17 protein-coding genes are annotated in these 18,115 nt (G+C 56.9%); 6 read left to right on the top strand and 11 right to left on the bottom strand.

The window, feature by feature from the left end:
• Positions 1–32: 32 nt before the first annotated feature.
• Complete coding sequence (gene livK / locus ACG0Z5_RS15330; protein ID WP_394448754.1) at positions 33–1,142, bottom strand: high-affinity branched-chain amino acid ABC transporter substrate-binding protein LivK; 1,110 nt, start codon at positions 1,140–1,142, stop codon at positions 33–35.
• A 421-nt stretch (positions 1,143–1,563) separates the two neighbouring features.
• Between livK and panM the strand changes: the two genes are divergently transcribed.
• Complete coding sequence (panM, locus tag ACG0Z5_RS15325; RefSeq protein ID WP_394448751.1) at positions 1,564–1,947, top strand: aspartate 1-decarboxylase autocleavage activator PanM; 384 nt, start codon at positions 1,564–1,566, stop codon at positions 1,945–1,947.
• Positions 1,948–2,052: 105 nt separating this feature from the next.
• Here panM and ACG0Z5_RS15320 read toward each other — a convergent pair whose 3' ends face one another.
• Both ACG0Z5_RS15320 and ACG0Z5_RS15315 read right to left on the bottom strand, forming a co-directional pair.
• Positions 2,053–3,156, bottom strand: coding sequence for a branched-chain amino acid ABC transporter substrate-binding protein (locus ACG0Z5_RS15320; protein ID WP_394448748.1), 1,104 nt, complete (start codon positions 3,154–3,156; stop codon positions 2,053–2,055).
• 204 nt (positions 3,157–3,360) lie between these two features.
• Positions 3,361–4,626 (bottom strand): 4-aminobutyrate--2-oxoglutarate transaminase, encoded by a 1,266-nt coding sequence (locus ACG0Z5_RS15315; protein WP_394448744.1) that lies wholly within the window; start codon positions 4,624–4,626, stop codon positions 3,361–3,363.
• A 116-nt stretch (positions 4,627–4,742) separates the two neighbouring features.
• On the opposite strand from ACG0Z5_RS15315, the gene ACG0Z5_RS15310 reads away from it, so the two are divergent.
• On the top strand, positions 4,743–6,212 hold the full coding sequence (locus ACG0Z5_RS15310) for a PLP-dependent aminotransferase family protein (protein WP_394448741.1): 1,470 nt from the start codon (positions 4,743–4,745) through the stop codon (positions 6,210–6,212).
• Between the two features lie 102 nt (positions 6,213–6,314).
• On the opposite strand, the gene rpoH is transcribed toward ACG0Z5_RS15310, so the two are convergent.
• The 4 genes from rpoH to ftsY all read right to left on the bottom strand — a co-directional run bounded on the left by rpoH (position 6,315) and on the right by ftsY (position 10,678).
• Complete coding sequence (gene rpoH / locus ACG0Z5_RS15305) at positions 6,315–7,169, bottom strand: RNA polymerase sigma factor RpoH (protein WP_319627071.1); 855 nt, start codon at positions 7,167–7,169, stop codon at positions 6,315–6,317.
• A gap of 266 nt (positions 7,170–7,435) precedes the next feature.
• Complete coding sequence (gene ftsX / locus ACG0Z5_RS15300; RefSeq protein ID WP_319627072.1) at positions 7,436–8,491, bottom strand: permease-like cell division protein FtsX; 1,056 nt, start codon at positions 8,489–8,491, stop codon at positions 7,436–7,438.
• Positions 8,484–9,149: a cell division ATP-binding protein FtsE gene (ftsE, locus tag ACG0Z5_RS15295; RefSeq protein ID WP_319627073.1), complete on the bottom strand. Its 666-nt coding sequence runs from the start codon at positions 9,147–9,149 to the stop codon at positions 8,484–8,486. Before ftsE ends, ftsX begins: the two co-directional genes overlap by 8 nt.
• A gap of 2 nt (positions 9,150–9,151) precedes the next feature.
• On the bottom strand, positions 9,152–10,678 hold the full coding sequence (gene ftsY, locus ACG0Z5_RS15290) for a signal recognition particle-docking protein FtsY (RefSeq protein WP_394448736.1): 1,527 nt from the start codon (positions 10,676–10,678) through the stop codon (positions 9,152–9,154).
• Between the two features lie 148 nt (positions 10,679–10,826).
• On the opposite strand from ftsY, the gene rsmD reads away from it, so the two are divergent.
• Entirely contained in the window at positions 10,827–11,423 is a 597-nt protein-coding gene (gene rsmD / locus ACG0Z5_RS15285) for a 16S rRNA (guanine(966)-N(2))-methyltransferase (protein WP_394448733.1), read from the top strand.
• On the top strand, positions 11,413–11,691 hold the full coding sequence (locus ACG0Z5_RS15280) for a DUF1145 family protein (protein ID WP_394448836.1): 279 nt from the start codon (positions 11,413–11,415) through the stop codon (positions 11,689–11,691). The genes rsmD and ACG0Z5_RS15280 overlap by 11 nt, the downstream gene beginning before the upstream one ends.
• 68 nt (positions 11,692–11,759) lie before the next feature.
• Here ACG0Z5_RS15280 and ACG0Z5_RS15275 read toward each other — a convergent pair whose 3' ends face one another.
• Positions 11,760–12,116, bottom strand: a complete 357-nt coding sequence (locus ACG0Z5_RS15275) for a DUF2500 domain-containing protein (RefSeq protein ID WP_394448730.1) — start codon at positions 12,114–12,116, stop codon at positions 11,760–11,762.
• A 140-nt stretch (positions 12,117–12,256) separates the two neighbouring features.
• On the opposite strand from ACG0Z5_RS15275, the gene ACG0Z5_RS15270 reads away from it, so the two are divergent.
• Entirely contained in the window at positions 12,257–12,883 is a 627-nt protein-coding gene (locus ACG0Z5_RS15270) for a lysoplasmalogenase (RefSeq protein ID WP_394448726.1), read from the top strand.
• 79 nt (positions 12,884–12,962) lie between these two features.
• Entirely contained in the window at positions 12,963–15,164 is a 2,202-nt protein-coding gene (zntA, locus tag ACG0Z5_RS15265; protein ID WP_394448723.1) for a Zn(II)/Cd(II)/Pb(II) translocating P-type ATPase ZntA, read from the top strand.
• Positions 15,165–15,202: 38 nt separating this feature from the next.
• Here the strand turns inward: zntA and ACG0Z5_RS15260 are convergent, their stop codons facing one another.
• From ACG0Z5_RS15260 to ACG0Z5_RS15250, 3 genes are read right to left on the bottom strand one after another with little or no spacing between them, the layout of a single operon-like run.
• Complete coding sequence (locus ACG0Z5_RS15260; RefSeq protein ID WP_394448720.1) at positions 15,203–16,486, bottom strand: TRAP transporter large permease; 1,284 nt, start codon at positions 16,484–16,486, stop codon at positions 15,203–15,205.
• Positions 16,487–16,496: 10 nt separating this feature from the next.
• The gene (locus tag ACG0Z5_RS15255; RefSeq protein WP_394448717.1) at positions 16,497–17,006 is read right to left on the bottom strand and encodes a TRAP transporter small permease; all 510 of its coding nucleotides are present in this window, start codon (positions 17,004–17,006) and stop codon (positions 16,497–16,499) included.
• A gap of 23 nt (positions 17,007–17,029) precedes the next feature.
• Complete coding sequence (locus ACG0Z5_RS15250; protein WP_394448714.1) at positions 17,030–18,013, bottom strand: TRAP transporter substrate-binding protein; 984 nt, start codon at positions 18,011–18,013, stop codon at positions 17,030–17,032.
• Positions 18,014–18,115 lie beyond the last annotated feature (102 nt).

Here is an 18,115-nt window from a genome sequence, read left to right as displayed (position 1 = left end):
GTATACGGGCGGTGGGATAACTCGTCTTCTTCTTATTTGGCGACGCTGGACGACCCGTCCGCATGCCACTGGAAGACACCAAATTCAAATCCCTTCAGATCGCCTTTCTCATCCCAGTTCAGCGGCCCAATCACGGTTTTTGCACCGTTTGCTTTCAAATCTTTAATCAACGCCTGCGGATCTTCGCTACCGGTGCGGTTCATGGCGGTGGCCAGAGACTGCACTGCGGCATAGGTTATCCACACATACGGGCCGCTCGGATCTTTCTTCTCGGCTTTCAGCGCATCAACGATACCTTTGTTGGCTGGGTCCTGGTCATAGCGTTTCGGCATTGTGACCAGCATCCCTTCGCCTGCGGCACCGGCGATGTTAGACAGGGAAGCGTTACCCACGCCTTCCGGGCCCATGAACTGCGTTTTCAGGCCAACGGAACGCGCCTGACGCAGGATCTGCCCCATTTCCGGGTAGTAGCCGCCGTAGTAAACGAAGTCGATATTTTCTTTTTGCAGACGGGCGACCAGCGCGGAAAAGTCTTTCTCCCCGGCGGTAATGCCGTCGAAGAACACCACGTTCGCGCCACTCTTCTTCAGGCTATCCTGCACGGAACGCGCCAGGCCTTCGCCGTACTGCTGTTTGTCATGAATGATAGCGATACGCTGCGGTTTCACTTTTTCCACAATGTATTTGGCGGCGGTCGGGCCCTGGGAGGAGTCGAGGCCCGCGGTACGCATGATGTACTGATAGCCGCGCTGGGTCAGCTCCGGATTGGTTGCGCCAGGGGTTATCATCAGAATGCCTTCGTCTTCGTAAATGTCAGACGCTGGCTGCGTGGAAGAGGAGCACAGGTGCCCGATAACGTATTGAATGCCGTCGTTAACCACTTTGTTGGCGACCGCTACGGCCTGTTTTGGGTCACAGGCATCGTCATATTCGACGGCAACCAGTTTGTCGCCCTTGATGCCGCCCGCCGCGTTAATGTCTTTTATCGCCTGGCGTGCGCCGTTGAATTCCATGTCGCCCCACTGCGCGACCGGGCCAGACATCGCCCCAATCACCGCGACCTTAATATCCTTCGCCAGGGCTGATTGCGTCATCGCCAATGCAATCATTCCCGCAATCAATGTTTTCGCATTCCGTTTCATCTTCAATCCCCATTCGTGATGTTATTTGTATATATTTTGTATTTATCTGGTTAAAAAGCATTCTGTACTTTTAATGCACAACGCTATTTTTACCAGTCTCTTTAATGGTTTAGCGATGCTTTTTGCCAAAAACCTGACTAAAATCTCTATTTTTCAGTCGATTAAGAAAAGATAATATTCTGTATTCAGCCAGAGTTAAACAAAAAAAAGCGCCGTTTTCAGCATAAAATAAGGGTACAAAGAACCGAATAAATCACTACCTTTCAGGTTAAAATTCTGCTTATTTTTCGATCCATGACGCATTGCACTGCCACGACGATCGACGGAAAACGAATCCGCTGTCATTCAGTCTAAAAATAGAAATCGGTTAATCGCGATTTTCGATACACTCAGGGCAATATTTTTTGACGGGTAGCTTCACATGAAACTGACGGTAATCAGGCTGACGGCGCTCAGCGAGCAGGACCATATCGATCTCGGCAAGATTTGGCCGGAATACAGTTCATCGTCTTTGCAGATGGATGACGAGCATCGGATCTACGCCGCACGGTTCAACGACAGGCTGTTAGGCGCGGTTCGGGTGACGCTGAAGGGCAACCAGGGCGCGCTGGATTCGTTGCGTATTCGTGACATCACCCGTCGCCGGGGCGTGGGTCAGTATTTGATAGAAGAAGTGCTGCGCGAGAATTCGACCATCGCAGGGTGGTGGATGGCGGATGTGGGTGTTGAAGACCGGGAAGCGATGGCGGCGTTTATGTCCGCAGTCGGGTTTGCGGCGCACGATAACGGTTGGGTGAAGGGTTAACCGAGCGGCACTTCCCCTCACCCTAACCCTCTCCCCAAAGGGGCGAGGGGACTGTTTTGCTCCCTCTCCCTTTTAGGGAGAGGGCCGGGGTGAGGGTGCTTTTAATTATTTGGCGTCGGTGGCGGTGCCGTTGGCATGCCAGGTGAACACGCCGAACTCAAAACCTTTCAGGTCACCTTTCTTATCCCAGCTCAGCGGACCCATGACGGTATCGACGCTGTTCGCTTTCAGCCATTCAGCAATCTTCACCGGGTCGTCGCTCTGGTTCAGGCCAGCATTCAGAGACTGAATGGCTGCATAGGTGGTCCACACGAACGCCCCGCTCGGATCCTGTTTCTTGGCTTTGATCGCATCCACAATCGGTTTGTTGGCCGGAACCTGATCGTAGTTCTTCGGCTTGGTCACCAGCAGACCTTCCGCAGAATCACCGGCGATGTTAGACAGCGATACGTTGGCCACGCCTTCCGGGCCCATGAACTGAGTTTTCAGCCCAGCGGCACGCGCCTGGCGCAGGATCTGCCCCATTTCCGGGTGGTAGCCGCCGTAGTAGACGAAGTCGATGTTCTCTTTCTTCAGACGCGCCACCAGGGTGGAGAAGTCTTTCTCCCCGGCGGTGATGCCGTCAAAGAACACCACGTTAGCGCCGCCTTTTTTCAGGGGGTCCTGCACCGCACGGGCCAGACCTTCGCCGTACTGCTGCTTGTCATGAACAATCGCGATGCGCTTCGGCTTCACGGTGTTGAGAATGTATTTTGCCGCCGTTGGACCCTGGTCAGAGTCCAGACCGGTGGTACGCAGGATCAGATTGTAACCGCGCGCAGTCAGCTCCGGAGCGGTCGCCGCCGGGGTGATCATCAGAATGCCTTCGTCTTCATAAATGTCAGACGCTGGCTGCGTGGAGGAGGAGCACAGGTGCCCGATAACGTATTTGATGCCATCGTTGACGACTTTGTTCGCTACCGCCACGGCTTGTTTCGGGTCGCAGGCATCGTCATATTTTACGATTTCGAGTTTATTGCCTTTGATACCGCCCTTGGCGTTAATATCCGCCACGGCCTGCTCAGCCCCGGTGAACTCCTGATCGCCATACTGCGCTACCGGGCCAGACATTGCCCCCACGACGGCAATTTTAATCTCTTCGGCCATCGCCATGTGGCTCATCGCCAACGCGATACATCCTGCCAGTAACGCTTTACCCTTCATATTCATCCTGAGATTCCCCATTGTGATGGTGATTGCTTTTGTTGTGATGTTGTTATGCAGCGCTTTATTTCTGTTTTAGGTCTGCCACCCGCGCTTTTGCAGCATACTCTGCTAAAACATACCCGATTTTTTAGCTTTTGGAACGAGAATTTTGAGGGTTATGTAACAGAAACGTGACAAAAAAAAGCCGCTCCGGAGAGCGGCAAGCCATTACTGGCTGAGGGAGCGTCGAATAATGTCCAGCGCCTTACGGAACTGCGCGTCAGGAATGGTGAGAGGGTAAAGGAAGCGGATCACGTTGCCGTAAACACCACAGCTCAGCAGCAACAGGCCCTCTTTCATCGCCTTGTCCTGCACCTGTTTGGTAAATTCCGGGGACGGCGCGCCGGTCTGCGGATCGTTGAATTCCACGGCGACCATCGCCCCCTGGGCGCGAACGTCGACGATATGTGGGCAATCGGCTTTGGCATTGTTCAGCACTTCCACCAGATGATGACCGAGCTTTGCGGCACGCGAACAAAGTTCCTCTTCGTCGATGATGTCGAGCACCGCATGCGCCGCCGCGACCGCCAGCGGGTTACCGGCGTAGGTGCCGCCGAGACCGCCAGGGGCCGGGGCGTCCATCACGTCGGCACGGCCCGCCACCGCTGACAGCGGCATCCCACCGGCCAGGCTTTTCGCCATGGTCATCAGGTCGGGCTTGACGTCGTAATGTTCCATCGCAAACAGTTTGCCGGTTCGGGCGAAGCCGGTCTGCACTTCATCGGCAATCAGCAGAATACCGTGGGTGTCACACAGCTTACGCAGAGCCTGCATAAAATCGGCAGGGGCGACGTTGAAACCACCCTCGCCCTGCACCGGCTCCAGAATAATGGCCGCGACCTGATCCGGGGCGATATCCGCTTTGAAGATGCGCTCCAGGCTGTGCATCGCATCAGCGGTGCTGACCCCGTGCGCCGCATTCGGGTACTGACCGTGGTAGACGGAACCCGGGAACGGGCCGAAACCGATTTTGTACGGGGCCACTTTGCCGGTCAGCGCCATGGTCATAAAGGTACGGCCGTGGAAGCCGCCGCCAAAGGTGATCAGCCCCGGGCGTTTGGTGTAGGCGCGGGCAATTTTCACCGCGTTTTCGACCGCTTCAGCGCCGGTGGAGAAGAATGCGGTTTTCGCCGGGCCGTTGACCGGCACACGGTCGTTGATGCGTTCGGCCAGCGAGATATAGCTTTCGTAAGGGACAATCTGATAGGCAGTGTGGGTGAAGGCCTGCAGCTGTTTTTCAATTGCCGCAACGATTTTGGGATGGCGATGGCCGGTGTTGAGCACCGCAATCCCGGCGGCGAAATCAATCACCTCGTTGCCTTCCACGTCCCACAGGGTGGAATTTTCGGCTTTCTCGGCATAGAAGCCACACATCACGCCAATCCCACGCGGTGTCGCCTGTAAGCGGCGCTGATTCAGTTCAGTGTTTTTCATCGACCTTACCCCATCTCAAATACGTTTAGTGTTAACAACTTTGAAACAATACAAGTGTTTTACTCTCTGAGCGGTTCTATAATCGAGTACCAGTTTTGAATAATTGAGGGATCCAATTGCGTTCTTTAGTGTGCGATCTCCTGCAACTGCGTCTGGATGAACAGCCTGACGATAAATTGCACAAGAAGCTGTACAACGCCGTGCGCCTGTCGATCCTCGACGGCAGCCTGCCACCACAAAGTCGCCTGCCGCCGTCCCGCGATCTCGCCAGCCAGTTACGCTTATCGCGCAACACGGTGCTGACCGTGTATGAGCAGTTGCTGGCCGAGGGCTATATCGTTTCCCGTTCCGGGAGCGGCACCTTCGTGGCGAAAACCGTGCCGGACGCGCTGCTGTTCGCTCCCGGCAGCCATCAGGAACATGCCAGCGACTCACGCAGCGTGAGCTTTTCAGAACGCGGCCAGGCGCTGCTGGCACACCGCCGCGCCAGTCCACGCCAGTGGGGTGCTTTTTTGCCCGGCGTGCCGGACGTGAACGAGTTTCCTCATGCCCTGCTGCGTAAAATCCATACCCGCATCAGCCGGAAACCGCAGGCAATGCAGCTCTCTTACAGTCCCTCCGGCGGCAGCCCGGCGCTGCAACAGGCGCTGATGGAGTATCTGCGGGTAGCGCGGTCGGTGCGCTGTACGCCGGACCAAATCCTGATAACCGAAGGCATTCATCAGGCCATTGATCTGGTATCACGCATGTTGTGTAACCCCGGGGATCGCGCATGGATTGAGGAGCCCGCCTATTGGGGCATTCGCAACGTGCTGCAGATGAATGGGGTAACGTTACAGGCGGTGGATGTCGACCTGAGCGGCATGAACCCACCAGAGCCGGGCCAGACGCCGCCCCGGCTGATTTTCGTGACGCCGTCGCATCAGTATCCGCTCGGCTGTGTGATGAGTCTCGAACGCCGTCAGCGTCTGCTGGCGGTGGCGCGACAAACCGGCAGCTGGATTGTGGAAGACGATTACGACAGTGAGTTTCGCTTCTCCGGCCAGCCAATCCCGGCTTTGCAGGGGCTGGTCGAAGACGCGCCGGTGATTTACATCGGCACCTTCAGTAAAACCATGTGGCCGGGTATGCGGTTGGGCTATGTGGTGCTCCCGCGTCCCCTGGCGCAATCATTACGCACCGCCCATGCCGAACTGTATCGCAGCGGCCGTTTGCTCGACCAGGACGCGCTGGCGCTGTTTATCCGCGAGGGACATTACACCGCCCATATTCGCCGGATGCGACTGCTGTATGCCCGCCGACGTCAGCGGCTGACGGGCCTGATAACCGATTATCTCGGCAAAGAGGCACTGAGCGAATTTAACGATAACGCCGGGCTGCATCTGGTACTGAAGCTCGACGCCGAGTGTGATGACGTGGCGCTGGCGCAAAAAGCCAATGAAAAAGGGGTGCTGGTGCGACCGCTGTCGCGGTATTACCTGAACAATGCAACGCAGCGCGGGCTGCTAATGGGGTTTGCGGCGATGCGCGAGGAAGAGATGGAGGGGGCGTTTAAGGTATTAATGGAGTGTATAACGACGGGATAATTTTTGATTGGGTGCGATCTGATGCCCTCACCCCAACCCTCTCCCCCAAGGAGAGGGAGCAAAAACTAAAAACGGCAACCTGAGGTTGCCGTTTTGCTTTTATTACGCTTCGATCGCCATACGCAATTTTTTCATTGCGTTCTTTTCAAGCTGACGCACACGCTCTGCGGACACGCCATAGCGGTCAGCCAGCTCCTGCAGCGTGGACTTGTTGTCTTCGTCCAGCCAGCGGGCGCGAATGATATCCTGGCTACGTTCGTCCAGGCCTTCCATCGCGTGAGTCAGTTTGTTCGCGGCCTGCTCTTCCCAGTTGTCGTCTTCAATGCCGTCGGCAAAGTTAGACGATTTATCCTGAAGGTAGAGCACCGGTGCGACAGAATTGCTTTCGGAATCATCGTCAGACGACATATCAAACGCCATGTCCTGTGCGGACATTCGCGATTCCATTTCACGCACGTCTTTGCTGGATACGCCCAGTTCACGCGCCACCATTTCGACTTCATCCTGATTAAACCAGCCCAGACGCTGCTTGGTTTTACGCAGGTTAAAGAACAGCTTACGCTGTGCTTTGGTAGTTGCGACTTTCACGATACGCCAGTTACGCAGAACGTATTCATGAATTTCGGCTTTGATCCAGTGCACGGCGAAAGAGACCAGACGCACACCCACTTCAGGGTTGAAGCGGCGCACGGCTTTCATCAGGCCGATGTTACCTTCCTGAATCAAATCCGCCTGCGGCAGGCCGTAGCCAGAGTAGTTACGAGCAACGTGAACAACAAAGCGCAGGTGAGACAGGATCAGCGTCTTCGCTGCTTCCAGATCGCCCTGGTAATGCAGCTTTTCCGCCAGTGCCCGTTCTTCATCAGCCGTCAACATCGGCCATGCGTTTGCCGCCCGGATATAGGAATCCAGGTTGCCAACAGGGGCTAAAGCTAAAGTTTGCATATCTTTGGTCATTCAAGTCCTCTCAATTTACGTCCTGGCCGTGCTACGTTCCCATCAGGCAACTTTCGGGCCAGTTGTTTCGTGCAGCGAGATTAACATTCACATTTTTATCAGACAGTGATGTTATCCACAAGTTCCATGCAACGGTGTGAATAGATTACGCACAAAATGTGACATCACGATGATAACGTTTGGACAGGGAAAGCAGATGGGTTTTGAAACTCTCCCTGCGAACAGGAATCTTCTTTGCAGCAGGGAGAGAGTATATCAGACTTTTTTTATTCCGGCGTAAAGTGGCGTAAATGTTGAACCGTCGCCAGCCAGGCGGCTACCCAGCCGATCATCGAGCAGACAATCAGCATCAGCAGACACTCGTCGAGACCTAAGCCGCTGAGTTCAAACTGGGTGCCGAAGACCTTGGCGACCTCGGTGACCGCCGATGACAAACGCAGCACCAGAATTTCAGACAGAATCAACGACAGGAACGCCCCGGAGAAACCAAGCAGCGCCCCGCCATACAGGAATGGACGCAGGATGAAACCGTCGGTCGCGCCAATCAGTTTCTGCACGTTAATGGTATCCCGACGGGCGAAGATGCTCAGACGCACGCTGTTACCGATGACGAGGAAGACCGCCGCCACCATCAGCACGCCAATCATTGCCGCCACGCGTCCGACCAGGCCGGTGATGGAAGACAAACGAGCAAACCAGCTGTCATCCATCCGCACTTCATCCACGCCCTGAATGCGGGATACGCGATCGCGCAGGGTGTTCAGCGAATCGGTGCCCTGGAAATCAAGCTTCGGAATGACCACCGCCACCGCAGGCAGCGGGTTCTCTTCAAGCATATCCAGCGCGCCGCCAAAGCCTGACCAGTTGCGGAACTCACCCAATGCTTCATCACGGGACAGGTAATTCACTTTGTCCACGCCCTGCTCGGCCTGCAGTTGCCCTACGACTCTCGCCGCAGCGTCATCGTCCAGCGTTTTTTCGAGATAGACCGTGATTTGCGGCGACGGATAATACTGTGAGGCCGCGGTATTCACGTTCTTGTAAACCATATAGCAGACGCTCGGCAGCGTCAGGGAGATGGCGATCACCATCACCGTCAGGAACGTGGCGATTGGTTTACTTTTGAGGTCCTGCAACGCGCCGTTAAACGCGTAACGTACCTGTTCGTTAAAGACGTTGGTTTTGCGCGAGTTCGGCTTCGGGGCCGGTTTCGCACGTTTCGGCGCATTGCCGCCGTTGTGACCGGTGCCACCGCCGTTACGCAACCGGTCAAAGCGGTTGCCGAACTGGCGGATGTGGTTCATCGCGTCGCGTTTATTCACCGTAGCCTCCGTGCAAATGCCCGTCGCTGAGGGTCAGCATACGGTATGAGCGGCTGGAGATCAGGCCCAGATCGTGGGTGGCCATCAGCACCGTCACCCCAACGCGGTTAAACTCTTCAAACAGGCGCAGAATACCTTCCGACAACGCCTCATCGAGGTTACCGGTCGGTTCATCCGCCAGCAGCACCGCGGGTTTGTTCACCACCGCACGGGCGATGCCCACGCGCTGCTGCTCCCCGCCTGAGAGCTGAATAGGCAGGTTCTTCGCTTTGTCGAGCAGCCCGACTTTATCCAACGCCGCCGATACGCGACGGCGGATATCATCGAAACTCGCCCCGGCGATAATCAGCGGGATCGCCACGTTATCGAACACGGTGCGGTCCATCAGCAGGTGGTGATCCTGGAAAATCATCCCAATCTGACGACGCAGGAACGGCACTTCGCGGCTTTTCAGACGGCTGATGTCATGCCCGCCGAACCAGATTTTCCCGGTGCTTGGGCGCTCGATACCGCAGATGAGCTTCAGCAGGGTACTTTTCCCCGCGCCGGAGTGGCCGGTCAGAAAGGCCATCTCACCCGGCTGCAGCTGGAAGTTAATCCCCTGCAGCGCTTGTCTCCCGCCGAGATAGGCTTTGCTGACTTGTTCAAAGCGAATCATTGTTAGTCCTCTCGGGCAAAAAGTGCCTCAATAAAATCGTCCGATTTAAACGGACGTAAATCTTCGATACGTTCGCCCACGCCAATGTAGCGAATCGGAATTCCGAACTGATCGGCCACCGAGAAGATAACGCCACCCTTGGCGGTCCCGTCCAGTTTAGTCAATGTGATGCCCGTCAGCCCAACCGCTTCATGGAACAGCTTCGCCTGACTGATGGCATTCTGACCGGTGCTGGCATCCAGCGTCAGCATAATTTCATGCGGTGCTTCTTCGTCCAGTTTTTTCATCACGCGGACGATTTTTTTCAACTCTTCCATCAGGTGCGATTTGTTCTGCAAACGCCCTGCGGTGTCGGCGATCAGCACATCAACGTTACGCGCTTTCGCCGCCTGAATCGCATCGAAAATGACCGATGCGGAATCTGCGCCGGTGTGCTGCGCAATTACCGGAATGTCGTTGCGCTGGCCCCAGACCTGGAGCTGCTCAACCGCGGCGGCACGGAAGGTATCGCCCGCCGCCAGCATCACCGATTTACCCTGCTGCTCAAACTGACGCGCCAGCTTGCCGATAGTGGTGGTTTTGCCCACCCCGTTGACGCCGACCATCAGAATAACAAACGGGGATTTGCCTTCAATATTAAGCGGTTCATCCACTTTTGCGAGGATTTCGCCCATTTCATCTTTCAGCAGACCGTACAGCGCTTCGGCATCGCGCAGCTGTTTGCGGCTCGCGCCTTCGGTCAGATTGGCAATGATTTTACGGGTGGTGTCCACGCCGACATCGGCAATCAACAGCTGTTCTTCCAGTTCTTCGAACAGATCATCATCGATTTTCTTGCCGCGGAACAGGCTGATAAATCCGGAACCGAGATTTTCTTTGGTTTTTAGCAGGCTGCGTTTGAGCCGCGCGAAAAAGCCCTCTTTGGTTGGGCGTTCCTGCTCCTGCTGTGGCTGCGCAGGTTCTTCGGCGTCTTCTTCAACCGTTTCTTGCGGCGCGTCAATGGCGTTTTCCGCGGCATCCGCGGCGGCCAGGGCCTGGGCTTCGAGTTCTTCGTCGCTCAGTTCGTCTTCCGCAAGTTCGTCTTCCGGGAGCACATCTTCCAGGATGACGGCTTCGACAACTTCGTCAATAACGGCTTCGGGTTCGACTTCGGGTTCAGGTTCGACTTCTGGCTCGGGTTCAGCTTCTGGCTCAGCCTCAACGTGAACCACAGCTTCAGCCTCAACGATGACCTCTTCCGGCTCGACGGGCTGCGGCGCGGCGCTGTGAACAACCTCTTCGGTCACCTCAACAACGTCGTTGGCAAACGCCTGAGTTTCGGTTTCACTGTGCGCAGTGACTTCCGCTTTCTGTTCCGCTTCGGCGACGGGCTCAACGGCGATATCTTCAACAGTTTCCTGTTCGATAACCGGTTCTACAGGTGCCTGCTGCGCTTCGCTTTGCTGCTGTTCGGCTTCCTGCTGCTGCTCTTCTTCTTTCTGTCCAAAGCCCAGCCAGGAGAAAAAGCCTCTTTTTTTATCTTTTGCCATTTGCGACCACGCTCTTCGCTGTTGATTCCCGGTACTGCGTCACTGCGCTATGTACATGGAAGCTAAAAAAATGATGAAATAGTCTATCACTTAACTTAACGCGCATCACCGCCTGGAAGAGTAATCCGGCATTGAGCTGAGCATAGATATGAAAAAACCAAACCACTCCGGCAGCGGCCAAATCCGCATTATAGGCGGGCAATGGCGGGGCCGTAAGCTCCCGGTACCCGACAGCCCAGGCCTGCGCCCGACCACCGACCGCGTCCGCGAGACGCTGTTTAACTGGCTTGCACCGTATATGGTCGATGCCCGCTGCCTCGACTGTTTCGCCGGAAGCGGCGCGCTGGGGCTGGAAGCGCTGTCCCGTTATGCCGGTAGCGCGACGCTGCTGGAGATGGAACGCCACGTGGCACAACAGCTACAAAAAAACCTCGCGACGCTGAACGCCAGCCATGCCAAAGTGGTGAATACCAACAGCTTAACGTTCCTGGCGCAGGCTGGCACGCCGCACGACGTGGTGTTTATCGACCCGCCGTTCCGTAAAGGACTGCTGGAAGAGACGCTAAATCTGCTGGAAACCCAGGGCTGGCTGGCGGATGATGCGCTTATCTACGTCGAAAGCGAAGTGGAAAACGGCCTACCGCCGGTGCCTGCACACTGGGATTTACACCGTGAGAAGGTGGCCGGTCAGGTCGCTTATCGTCTTTATCACCGTAAAGCACAAGGAAATAATGATGCTGCTTAATATAGGCCGTCTGCTGATGCTTTGCGTCTGGGCCTTCCTGGTTCTCAACGTGGTGCACCCGTTCAAATTTCCGGTCAATATCTTCGTCAACGTGGCGCTGATCTTCATGATCCTGATGCACGGCCTGCAAATGACGCTGCTGAAAGCCACGATGCCGAAAGATGGGCCACAAATGACCCGGGGCGAACAGGTTCGCGTGTTTCTGTTTGGGGTGTTTGAGCTGGTTGCGTGGCAGAAGAAGATGAAACTGACGCCGAAGAAAAAATGATTTTATGCGCGGCCGCCAACCGCGCCCGAAACCGTAGACCCGGCAACGTTACGCCGCCGGGCACCCCATCATGGCATCGTAAATGACACGAACCGCGAGCCTTTATAGCTCAGCGTGCCCTTATCCCCGACCGTTAACCGATCATAGGTTTTTTCTTCCAGACGGAAGGTCACTTCCAGCCCGCCGGTTTCCGGCTTAAAGCTCGCTTCATACCGGATATCGCTGCCCGCCGGGGCGACGATTTGCTGGCGCGAACGTCGCTCATTAATCACTTTTTGCCGCTTACTGGTCACCACCACCCGCTTTTGTTGCACCGGCGCGGCGTCGTTCTCCAGCTTCTCGCGACGCTGTTGCACGAAACGGAACGAGGCGGCGACGACGATAATCGCAACCACAATTACAAAAAAGAGCGGCATTTTGCTCATTGGAACGTTCTCTTGATGTCTGGTAAGAATTGGCGCAAAAGAGGATACCCCGCCCGACCCGGCATTGCCATCATCCCACTTGCGCCACTACACTGAACTGAAGAGAACTTATACATCAATAACAGATACAGGGACTTATTATGTTGTGGTCATTTATCGCGGTCTGTTTATCCGGTTGGCTGTACGTCGATGCGTCCTATCGCGGCCCGGTGTGGCAGCGTTGGGTGTTTAAACCCGTCACGCTTATCCTGTTGCTGCTGCTCGCCTGGCAAGCGCCCATGTTCAATGCCATCAGCTACCTGGTGCTGGCGGGCCTGTGTGCGTCACTGATTGGCGATGCGCTGACGCTGTTATCGCGTGAACGCCTGCTGTACGCCATCGGGGCCTTCTTCCTGTCGCATCTGCTGTATACGATTTGGTTTGCCAGCCAAATGACGCTGTCCTTCTTCTGGCCGCTGCCGCTGGTGCTGCTGGTGATTGGCGGGCTGTTGATCGCCGTTATCTGGTCACGGCTTGAGGAATTACGCCTGCCGATTTGCACGTTTATTGCGATGACGCTGGTGATGGTGTGGCTGGCCGGGGAACTGTGGTTCTTCCGCCCGGTCGATACCGCGCTATCGAGTTTCCTCGGCGCGACGCTGCTGCTGGTGAGCAATATCGTCTGGCTGGGCAGTCACTACCGCCGTCGTTTCCGCGCTGACACCGCCATTGCTTCGGCCTGCTACTTCGCCGGACACTTTTTGATTGTCCGGGCGCTTTACCTTTAAAAAGAAGCTTGACTCTGGAGTCGACTCCAAAGTGTATGCTCTGTGTTATTGAGAATTTTATCATTAACAGGAGAATGCCATGTCGACTCCAGAAACGGATGGCAAAAAGGTTCCCCAGTTCGCCTCATTCCAGCTCAAGCCGGTCACACCCGACGCAGAGAGCTGCGGCTGCGGCGAGACCTGTTCTGCCCCTGAGCAACTCCCCGCCCCACAGAGCGCGCACCGCTATAGCTGGCTAATCAGCGGCATGGACTGCGCGGCCTGTGCCCGAAAAGTCGAAAACGCCGTGCGTCAGCTGCCCGGCGTCAGCCAGGTGCAGGTGCTGTTCACCACCGAAAAACTGCTGGTCGATGCCGACCATGATATTCGCCCTCAGGTTGAAACCGCGGTCAGCCAGGCGGGCTACGCTCTGCGTGCCGAAGATGCGCCACAACAACCCGCCCCATCGCGTCTGCGTGAAAACCTGCCCCTGATAGTGCTGGTCGTGATGATGGCGCTGAGCTGGGGTCTGACGCAGGCAAACCATCCGTTGGGTAACCTGGCGTTTATCGCCACCACCCTGGTCGGCCTGTTCCCTATCGCCCGTCAGGCGCTGCGTTTGATAAAAAGCGGCAGCTGGTTTGCCATCGAAACGCTGATGAGCGTGGCGGCCCTCGGGGCGCTGTTCATTGGCGCGACCGCCGAAGCGGCGATGGTCCTGCTGCTGTTTATCATCGGCGAACGTCTTGAAGGCTGGGCCGCCAGCCGCGCCCGCAAAGGCGTCAGCGCGTTGATGGCCCTCAAACCCGACACCGCCATTCGGCTGCGTAACGGCCAACGTGAAACCGTGGCCCAGCGCGACTTACGCCCGGGCGACGTAATTGAAGTCGCCGCCGGGGGCCGTCTGCCAGCCGATTGCACCCTGGTGTCATCGTTCGCCAGCTTTGATGAAAGTGCGCTCACCGGGGAATCGGTGCCGGTCGAGCGTAGCCAGGGCGAAACCGTTCCAGCGGGTGCCACCAGCGTCGACAGACTGGTACAACTGAGCGTGGTATCAGAGCCCGGCGACAGCGCCATTGACCGCATCCTGCGTCTGATTGAAGAAGCAGAAGAGCGTCGGGCCCCTATCGAGCGTTTTATCGACAAATTCAGCCGCATCTACACCCCGGCGATTATGCTGGTCGCGCTGCTGGTTGCCGTTGTGCCGCCGCTGCTGGCGGGCGCGGAGTGGCAGCCGTGGATCTACAAAGGTCTGACCCTGCTGCTGATTGGCTGTCCGTGTGCGCTGGTGATTTCCACCCCGGCGGCGATCACTTCCGGGCTGGCGGCGGCTGCGCGCAGAGGGGCGTTAATCAAAGGTGGCGCTGCGCTGGAACAGCTCGGCAGCATTCAGCATATCGCGTTTGATAAAACCGGCACTCTGACGGTGGGTAAACCGCGCGTAACCGCTATCGTGCCGCTGAACGGTGCGACGGAAGCGTCCCTGCTGACGCTGGCCGCTGCGGTAGAACAGGGTTCCAGCCACCCGCTGGCCACGGCGATTGTGACGGAAGCCACTGCGCGTCAGCTTGCCCTGCCCCAGGCCCTGAACCAGCGCGCGCTGGCCGGGTCAGGTATCGAAGCGGACGTGGACGGCGAGAAGGTGCTGATTTGTGCCGGAGATAAATTCCCGAGCGGAGAACACGCCGCGCAGATTACCCAGCTTGAAGACGCCGGGCAGACGGTGGTGGTGGTGGTAAAAAACCAGAGGCTACAGGGCATTCTGGCGCTGCGCGATACCCTGCGTGACGATGCCCGGGAAGCGGTCACCGCCCTGCATGATATGGGCATCCAGGGGATTATCCTCACCGGTGACAACCCGCGTGCCGCCGCCGCAATTGCCAAAGAGCTGGGGCTGGATTTCCGCGCCGGGCTGCTGCCTGCGGATAAGGTCACAGCGGTCACTGCGCTGAACGCACAGGCCCCGCTGGCCATGGTCGGGGACGGCATCAACGATGCCCCGGCGATGAAGGCTTCAACTATCGGTATTGCGATGGGCAGCGGCACCGATGTGGCGCTGGAAACGGCCGATGCGGCGCTGACCGGCAACCGTCTGACCGGCCTGGCGCAGATGATAAGCCTGGCCCGCGCCACCCGCGCCAATATTCGGCAGAACATCGCGCTGGCGCTGGGGCTGAAGGGGATTTTCCTGGTGACGACGCTGCTGGGCATCACCGGTCTGTGGCTGGCGGTGCTGGCAGATACCGGCGCGACGGTGCTGGTCACCGCGAATGCGCTGCGGTTGCTTAATCGCAAACCTTAAGGCGTAAGCCCGGCCGCGCTGGCCGGGCCTACCCACGACTACATTCCCAGGACGTGTGGCAACCACAGCGATATCGCCGGGATGTAGGTCACCATTGCCAGCACAATCAGCAGCACGCCGTAGAACGGCAGCATCGCGCGCACCACGGTTTCTATCTTCTGCTTACTCACCGCACTGGCGACAAACAGCACCGATCCCACCGGGGGCGTGATCAGGCCGATCCCGAGATTTACCATCATGATCATCCCGAAATGTACCGGATCGATCCCCAACGCATTGGTCACCGGCAGCAGCACCGGGGTCAGGATCAGGATGATCGGAGCCATGTCCATCAGGGTGCCAATCAGCAGCAGCATGACGTTGAGGTACATCAAAATCACGTACTTATTGCTGGAGAGCGAGGTAAAGAACTCGGTGATGCGCACCGGCAACTGCATGTAGGTCATCACCGCACCAAAGGCGGCGGCAAAACCAATCAGGATCATCACGATACTGACGGTTTTCACCGTGCGATACATCAGCTTCGGCAGCTCACTCCACTGATAGTCGCGATAGATGAACATGGTGACGAAGAACGCCCACAGGCAGGCGACCGCTGCCGATTCCGTTGCGGTAAATATCCCGGAGAGGATCCCGCCCAGAATAATCACCACCGTCATCAGCCCCCACAGGGCGTCGAGGAAAATCTTCACCGCCTGTTTGAACGGGATAACCTCTCCTTTCGGGTAGCCTCGCTTGCGGGCGAAGCAGAGGCACATCGCCATCAGGCTGAATCCCAGCAGCAGCCCCGGTAGTACGCCAGCGATAAACAGCGTGGCGATAGACACCGTGCCGCCCGCCGCCAGCGAGTAAATCACGGAGTTGTGGCTCGGCGGGATCAAAATCGCCTGTACGGAACCGCTGGCCGTGACCGCCGCCGCATACTCACGCGGATATCCCTTCTTCTCCATCTCCGGGATCATCACGCTGCCAATCGAGGCAGTATCCGCCACCGATGAGCCGGAGATCGCCCCGAAAAAGGTCGACGCCACGATGTTCACCAGCGACAGCCCGCCGCGAATAAAGCCGACAAACAGATAGGCGAAATTGACCAGACGGCGGGCAATCCCGCCTTCCGCCATAATAGCCCCGGCCAGAATGAAGAACGGGATCGCCAGCAGGGTAAATTTGTTGACCCCGCTGGTTATCTGGATCATCAGCGCTTCCAGCGGTAAATCAATCCAAAGTGCGCCCGCCACTGCGCTGAGCCCCACGGCAAACGCCACTGGCATGCCGATAGCCAGCAGAATAGCGAGGGTGAAAAGCAGAATAAATGCGTCCATCTGACACCCCTTAACCGTGATTACCGATGAGCACCACCGGACGGTTCTCCTGAGAACCGAACAGCACTCGCTCGATGACGAACAAAATCAATACCGCCGAACCGACCGGCAGCGGCAAATAGGTCTCGCCGGAGGTCAGCAACGGAAACTCCGCCACCGGCTGCTCCCACAGATCGACGCACAGCCAGGCGCTGTACCAGAACATCAGCCCGGTTATCAGCAGCATCATCAAATCGACCAGCCTTGCCGCGCCGCGCTGTAACGCCGCAGGCAGGCGGTCGGTCAGCATGTTGACCGCGATGTGCGACCCGGCGCGGTAACCCACCGCCGCACCGACGAAGGTAAAGGTCACCATGCACAGGATGGCGACGGGTTCAGGCCAGGACTCGCCCCGGTTCAGCACGTAGCGCGAGAAAATCCCGATCGGAATGACGATGGTCATCACCAGCAGCGACACGCCAGCCACCCACATCGCCAGCATGTACAGCTTGTCCATCAGCCTTGAAAAAGAGTCGGACATAGGTCCTCCGGTCACGGTGCGGCTCACTGGACGTCAGCAATGGCTTTCATCAGATCCTGGTGCTTTTCGCCATAGGCTTTGCGCACCGGTTCCGTTGCCTGAACGAAATACGTTTTGTCGATGTCATGGAACTGCACGCCACCGGCTTTCATTTTTTCCAGCGCCTGCTGGTTGTAGGCGTTCCACAGCTGGCGTTGTTCCATCTGCGCTTCACGGGCCAGGGTCATGATTTTTTGCTGCTGCTCGGGGTTCAGTTTGTCCCATTTCACTTTGGAATAGAGCAGCATTTCCGGGGTGATGAAGTGGCCGCTGAGGGTGTAGTGCTTCGCCACCGGCATGTAGTTATGGGCGATAAAGGTCGGCGGATTGTTCTCCGCCCCGTCGATAACCCCGGTCTGCATCCCGCTGTACACCTCACTCACGCCCATTGCGATGGCGTTTGCGCCCATATCCTTCAGGGTATCAATCGCTACCGGGCTACCCTGCACGCGGATTTTCATGCCCTTCAGATCCTCAGGCTTGGTGACCGCTTGCTTGGTAATCAGGTTGCGGGTACCGGAGTCCATCCAGCCGAGGAACACCAGTTTGGATTTCGGGTTATTGGTAAGCTTCTCACCAATCTGTTTGCCGATGTCGCCGTCGATGACCTTGTGCATATGATCTTCATCGCGGAACACATAGGGCAAAGTGAACACTTCGATATCGGGCAGGATCGCCGCCACCGGTGCCATTGAGACGCGGATCATGTCGATCGCCCCCATCTGCGCCTGTTCAATCATTTGCTTTTCATCGCCCAACACACCGCCCGGGAAGACTTTAATCTCCAGCTCGCCGTTGGTTTGTTGTTTGAGTTTTTCGCCCATGTGCTGCACCGCCACCACGTTCGGGTAGCCTTCAGGATGAACATCGGCAGCGCGGATGGTCTGCGCTAAAACGGAAGAGGTAAAACAGAGAGTGGCAGTCGAAAGGCATAAGGCGGCCACAAATGGCCTGACAGTCATTTTCATCGGTCGTCTCCAGGGGCATTTAATAAAACGTTGTTTTAGTTTTGCGTGTAAAAATTAGCCTGGTACGAGAAGCACGACGGTGAGACGCCTCACAAAAGATAC

This window comes from Scandinavium sp. M-37, from assembly GCF_043558715.1.
In the GTDB taxonomy this organism is placed as follows: domain Bacteria; phylum Pseudomonadota; class Gammaproteobacteria; order Enterobacterales; family Enterobacteriaceae; genus Scandinavium; species Scandinavium vulneris_A.
This window is presented reverse-complemented; position numbering and strand designations above follow the sequence as displayed.

What these genes read in the sequence shown, in the direction of transcription:
- ACG0Z5_RS15250 (WP_394448714.1), bottom strand. Translation starts at nt 18,013, where the DNA reads ATGAAAATGACTGTCAGGCCATTTGTGGCCGCCTTATGCCTTTCGACT.
- zntA (WP_394448723.1), top strand. Translation starts at nt 12,963, where the DNA reads ATGTCGACTCCAGAAACGGATGGCAAAAAGGTTCCCCAGTTCGCCTCA.
- ftsY (WP_394448736.1), bottom strand. Translation starts at nt 10,678, where the DNA reads ATGGCAAAAGATAAAAAAAGAGGCTTTTTCTCCTGGCTGGGCTTTGGA.
- ACG0Z5_RS15280 (WP_394448836.1), top strand. Translation starts at nt 11,413, where the DNA reads ATGCTGCTTAATATAGGCCGTCTGCTGATGCTTTGCGTCTGGGCCTTC.
- panM (WP_394448751.1), top strand. Translation starts at nt 1,564, where the DNA reads ATGAAACTGACGGTAATCAGGCTGACGGCGCTCAGCGAGCAGGACCAT.
- ftsE (WP_319627073.1), bottom strand. Translation starts at nt 9,149, where the DNA reads ATGATTCGCTTTGAACAAGTCAGCAAAGCCTATCTCGGCGGGAGACAA.
- rpoH (WP_319627071.1), bottom strand. Translation starts at nt 7,169, where the DNA reads ATGACCAAAGATATGCAAACTTTAGCTTTAGCCCCTGTTGGCAACCTG.
- livK (WP_394448754.1), bottom strand. Translation starts at nt 1,142, where the DNA reads ATGAAACGGAATGCGAAAACATTGATTGCGGGAATGATTGCATTGGCG.
- ACG0Z5_RS15255 (WP_394448717.1), bottom strand. Translation starts at nt 17,006, where the DNA reads ATGTCCGACTCTTTTTCAAGGCTGATGGACAAGCTGTACATGCTGGCG.
- rsmD (WP_394448733.1), top strand. Translation starts at nt 10,827, where the DNA reads ATGAAAAAACCAAACCACTCCGGCAGCGGCCAAATCCGCATTATAGGC.
- ACG0Z5_RS15270 (WP_394448726.1), top strand. Translation starts at nt 12,257, where the DNA reads ATGTTGTGGTCATTTATCGCGGTCTGTTTATCCGGTTGGCTGTACGTC.
- ACG0Z5_RS15320 (WP_394448748.1), bottom strand. Translation starts at nt 3,156, where the DNA reads ATGAATATGAAGGGTAAAGCGTTACTGGCAGGATGTATCGCGTTGGCG.
- ACG0Z5_RS15315 (WP_394448744.1), bottom strand. Translation starts at nt 4,626, where the DNA reads ATGAAAAACACTGAACTGAATCAGCGCCGCTTACAGGCGACACCGCGT.
- ACG0Z5_RS15275 (WP_394448730.1), bottom strand. Translation starts at nt 12,116, where the DNA reads ATGAGCAAAATGCCGCTCTTTTTTGTAATTGTGGTTGCGATTATCGTC.
- ACG0Z5_RS15260 (WP_394448720.1), bottom strand. Translation starts at nt 16,486, where the DNA reads ATGGACGCATTTATTCTGCTTTTCACCCTCGCTATTCTGCTGGCTATC.